Raw genomic sequence first — 5,023 nt, 5'->3', positions numbered from 1 at the left:
GATGAAAGCTATATGTTTCAGCTTTTAAAGGTTAAAATAGAGGCGATCTTTAAACAATTTTCAAAGCTATTTAATACTTAACCTATGATACAACACCGACTAATAGAAGAGATATATTGCTAACGAAACTCCGACAATTTTAATTAACAAAAATAGCGAAGATACGTAAATTTGTAGCTATTTGCCTGACGAAAATTGTTAGCGACAGAAGAGACTTACCAAAATTAAAAAGTCTTTCCTAGTTACGTTAATTAGTAAAGCCATAGTCTAACTGGTTCCAAGCAAAATTATAATTTTCACTTAAAAATTTTGAGTTAATTAAGTAGTTAATTACTTTGAGGTGCTTATGACTTCTACAAACGTCAACTTTTTAGAACAAAGCGTATCAAAATTTCAGCGTTTGGATGCAGACGATCGCTTGACTGTCTTAGCCTTACTTTATACTGAAATTTGTGATGAAATTCCGTCGCTCTGTCTCAATAATGTACCAAATGAAAACACTGCAAATTTAGTTGCACAAATTCAAAAGCTGCCACAGGCGGAACAGTTGTTTGCTTTGCGTCAGTTGCTAAACAAAGATGAAGTAGGAGAAACAGCAATTCCTACTGAAGAGTACGCTTCAATGAACGCTGATGATAAATTAGGCTTTTGGTATCAATTAGCCCAAAACTTGGGAACTTCAATCATCGGTGTCCCAGATGACTATATACCTTCTGAAAAAGCTACAGAAGTAGTAGATTTACTTCACACACCAAACATTGAAGATTTAGTGACTTTCTTCAAGCGGGTGCTGTAGTTAGACGAGTCAAATACAGGTTTTGTGTAGTAAAATCTGTCCCTTTCCGATTCGGAGAGGGACAGATTTGAACTAAAGTTCAAAATAGAGAGAGATTCGTCAAACCCATAACTGCTTGATAACGACCTAGAGCGATTAAAGGAAAGTATTGTTGATACAGATGATATTTGAGATAGAAATGGCAAGGAAATCCAGTTCCTGTAAAGTCCGCCTCAAACCAAGTACCATCAGGCTGTTGAGTTGCAACTAGATAGCCAATTCCCTGCTCAATAGCCTTAAGAGCTAATTTACCAGTTGCTTCACCTGCTGCTAAGAGGCCAATTAAAGCCCAAGCGGTTTGAGATGCAGTACTATTTCCTTTTCCTTTGAGACTGGGGTCATCATAGCTGCGGCAAGTTTCACCCCAACCCCCATCTGGGTTTTGACACCCCACTAACCAAGCTGCTCCCCGTTCTATACTGAGTTTATGCCTTTGAGGATCAATTAACGCTAAGGCTGACAAAACGCCACTGGTTCCGTAAATATAATTTACACCCCAACGACCAAACCAACAGCCTTCGGTTTCTTGTTCGCGCAGAAGATAAGTTAGCGATCGCTCTAAATTATCACTATCAATTGACAAATCACAAGCACCAAGCATTTCTACGACTCTAGCCGTAACATCTGCGGTGTTTGGATCAATCATCGCTTTCAAGTCGCCATAAGGGATGGAGTTCAGCCAATCTTGATCGTTATCCAAATCAAAGGCAGCCCACCCGCCTGGTTTACATTGCATAGATGCAATCCAGTTTACCGCCCGTGCGATCGCAGCCTGCTTGATTTTTTCATTAGGGAGTTTCACCAAATGTAAAGCCATCACCACCACCGCCGAGTCGTCTACATCGGGATAAAACCGATTGTCAAACTCAAACGCCCAAGCGCCTGGTTTTCCTTGGCGATTTTTTACAGCCCAATCTCCATAATCTAAAATTTGTTTTTGCAACAACCATTCCCCAGCCTTTACCACAACTGGATGATCGGGTGCAAAGCCAGATTCTACCAAAGCACGCATCGCCCAAGCTGTATCCCAAACAGGTGAAACACAAGGTTGAACTCGGTAACTATTCTCTGTTTCAATGGCAAAGTTATCAATTGCTTGCAAACCTCTTTCCACAATCGGATCGCTGCGGTCATAATTGAGACAGCGCAAAGCTAGCATTGAATTCAACATCGCCGGAATAATGCCGCCCCAGTCGCCTGTCGCTTCTTGCCGTTCTAAAATCCATTTTTCGGCGGCTTTGATACCTTCTTCGCGGAAGGGGACTAAATTCAGGCTTTCTGCCCATTTGAATCCTTGGTCGAGGGTGAGGAATAAATCAGTCCAATCACCACTTTGGGGTAATTCCCACCGGACTCGATCGACACCTTCAGCGTATAGCTCATCTAGGTTGATAGTTGGATCGGTGATAAAAACAGGTTTGCGATCGCACACAATCAGCAATGGTACTGTACTGGAACGTGCCCAGCTAGACATTTCGTAGATATTAACTGGGAAAGCTTTGGGCAACAACATGATCCAAGGCGGTAGCGAGGGAATACCGCGCCAGTTGTAGCAGCCAATCAAGGCTAAGTGCAACTTAGTAAAAATCCGAGTTTTGCTGATACCGCCCCGTTTGAGAATAAAAGCTTTCGCCCGAATCATCGCCGGATCTTTTGCTGGGACACCTAGCAGTCTCAGCGCCATGTAAGCTTCAACTGAAGTGCTAAGTTCTCCACCATCACCGTAATAAAGCTCCCAGCCGCCATGCTGTCGTTGCTCTTGACGCAGATATGCTTCAACTTTGTGCAAAGGTCTAGTTTGATCCGTTCCCCAAATCTTATGCAAAAGGACGGTTTCAGCAGTGATGGTGACATTAGATTCTAACTCTGCCCACCAGTAGCCTGCCGGATTTTGTATCGAAAGTAAATATTGTTGACTGGCTGCGATCGCTTCTGCAACTTGATTGACTTTTACCCTGTCTTGTGTTCGCATCAAATACTATTTAACCTCAACACTCAACACTAGTTATAAAGATGGCAATAGGATGAAAAAAATTTTTCCTCTATCGGTAGACATAGTATTGTGTCTGAGTCACTGAAAATTTGCAATAGGTCATGGGTGTAATTGTATTAGGATTGATGCTGTTATCCTTGACAATTTGGTTAGGATTACTGTGTTTTTGGGGACAATTTTGGCGGACAGACCAAAAATTAGAGATGGGAGAAACTCAACTACAATCGTTACCTGTGGTTTGTGCAGTCGTTCCAGCGCGTAACGAAGCTGAGTTCATACCAACTAGCTTGCGATCGCTCTTACTCCAAGACTATCCTGGTTCTTTCAACGTGTTTTTGGTAGATGATCGCAGTACAGACCGGACAGCAAATTTTGCCGAAGGGGTTGCACACGCTGTAGGTAAACCCCAGCAATTGCATATTATCTCTGGCGAATCACTGCCTGCTGGTTGGTCGGGTAAACTTTGGGCAGTTGAGCAAGGTATAAAGAGCGCTAGTAAATTCGCACCTGACTATTTTTTACTGACCGACGCAGATATCGAACACGATCCTAGTAATCTTCGCCGACTCGTTGCAAAGGCTGTTCAAGAAGATTTAGACTTGGTTTCGGTAATGGTGCGACTTAGATGTGAAAGCTTTTGGGAAAAACTTTTGATTCCGGCTTTCGTGTTTTTCTTCCAAAAACTCTATCCTTTTAGCTGGGTTAATAATCCAAACAATCCCACAGCCGCCGCAGCTGGAGGTTCTATTCTGATTGCCCGTGAAGCTTTGGAGCGAATTGGAGGCATTCAAGTTATTCGCCAAGCTTTAATCGACGATTGCGCCCTGGCGATGGCGGTTAAGAAGAGCAGAGGAGCAGGGGAGCAGAGGAGCAGAGGAGACAAGGAAAATAAGCACGCCCCATACCCAATGCCCAGCCAAGGGCGTATCTGGCTAGGATTGAGTACCTTGACTCGGAGTTTGCGCCCTTATGACTCGCTGGCGACGATTTGGGATATGGTTGCTCGTACTGCCTATACTCAACTTAATTATTCGCCATTACTACTCTTGGGCACTTTGGTGGGGATGCCTTTGATTTATCTAGTTCCACCGATGTGTGTAATTCTAGGTGCAGTTTGGGGCAATTGGGCGATCGCACTTACGGGTTTATTAGGATGGCTATTGATGACTTTCGCTTACTACCCAACAATCCGCTTTTATAAATGTTCTCCGTGGTTCGCGTTAAGCTTGCCTGCGATCGCTTTTCTCTATACGCTGATGACTCTAGACTCAGCACTACGTCACTGGCAAGGGCGTGGCGGCGCTTGGAAAGGAAGAGTTTATCCCAGCCCTTAAAATTTCTTAAGTTTACTAAATTCCCTATTGCTCTGGGAGCAAAATTCGACTTGATCTTATATCTACAGGTATTGTCCTTGACTTATCAACACTTGTCGATAAAGCACCCGATTGGGAATATTAAAGTGAAGTAACCTTGCAGTCCCTTGACGGCAATAATATGGTCTACTTCATGGGTATAAATAGAAAAGTTTTGATGGATTCGGCAATATTCACAGCGTGCTGAAGCTCTCTGGATCGCTAACCTACGGAGTTCCACAGAAATCGAATTAGAAGTCATGTTAGCTGATTGCAGAATAAGCTCGTGCTTTTAATAAAATCATCATTTGCTCTAGCTGCTCGTAAACATCTAATTCTGCTAATTCAATTTGACTGAGTGTTGCAGAGCGATTTTTTTCCAGTAATTCTTGTAAGCGTGTTTGAGATTGAAATGAAACTTTAAAATTAATAATTTCTTCTGGTTTTGGCCCTTTAATTAAAAAATCAATGGCTTCTTGATAAACTGCTGGAATATTTGTAGTCTCCGGGTTGACTATTGGCTGAATGGTTATTGGTACATTAACAATGTCTAGTAATCGCCAAAGCAATTCGGGTAAGCGATTTTGCAGAGGTTCTAAATGTTGAGCTAGTTCATCGGGAATTTGAATGGTGAATTCTGCCATTGGTGCTTTTGTTGCTATTTTGCACTCTTAAGAAAATGCTTAGATTTTGAAATACTTAGGAAGGGTTCTGCTGACTTCGGTGGCGGAACCCTTTTGAACAACATGATATTTTTGCTGATTTAGAAACACAAATTAAAAAACAAGAAGATTCTTAAACAGGTAGCGTTATCCAATGCCCCATTCCCCATTCCCCATTCCC

The 5,023-nt window shown here is 42.5% G+C and carries 4 protein-coding genes; 2 read left to right on the top strand and 2 right to left on the bottom strand.

The genetic code is table 11. The features are described 5' to 3' along the window. Positions 1–346: 346 nt before the first annotated feature. Positions 347–796 carry an orange carotenoid protein N-terminal domain-containing protein gene (locus tag G1O98_RS36830; RefSeq protein WP_163939222.1) on the top strand — a complete coding sequence of 150 codons (450 nt, stop codon included), beginning with the start codon at positions 347–349 and terminating at the stop codon, positions 794–796. A 79-nt stretch (positions 797–875) separates the two neighbouring features. On the opposite strand, the gene shc is transcribed toward G1O98_RS36830, so the two are convergent. Further along, on the bottom strand, positions 876–2,807 hold the full coding sequence (gene shc, locus G1O98_RS36825; protein ID WP_163939220.1) for a squalene--hopene cyclase: 1,932 nt from the start codon (positions 2,805–2,807) through the stop codon (positions 876–878). Positions 2,808–2,929: 122 nt separating this feature from the next. On the opposite strand from shc, the gene G1O98_RS36820 reads away from it, so the two are divergent. Next, positions 2,930–4,162, top strand: a complete 1,233-nt coding sequence (locus tag G1O98_RS36820; protein ID WP_163939218.1) for a glycosyltransferase — start codon at positions 2,930–2,932, stop codon at positions 4,160–4,162. Positions 4,163–4,443: 281 nt separating this feature from the next. Here G1O98_RS36820 and G1O98_RS36815 read toward each other — a convergent pair whose 3' ends face one another. Further along, positions 4,444–4,824 carry a hypothetical protein gene (locus G1O98_RS36815; protein ID WP_163939216.1) on the bottom strand — a complete coding sequence of 127 codons (381 nt, stop codon included), beginning with the start codon at positions 4,822–4,824 and terminating at the stop codon, positions 4,444–4,446. Positions 4,825–5,023: the final 199 nt, after the last annotated feature.

Source organism: Nostoc sp. UIC 10630 (genome assembly GCF_010747425.1).
Taxonomy (GTDB): Bacteria; Cyanobacteriota; Cyanobacteriia; order Cyanobacteriales; family Nostocaceae; genus Nostoc.
This window is presented reverse-complemented; position numbering and strand designations above follow the sequence as displayed.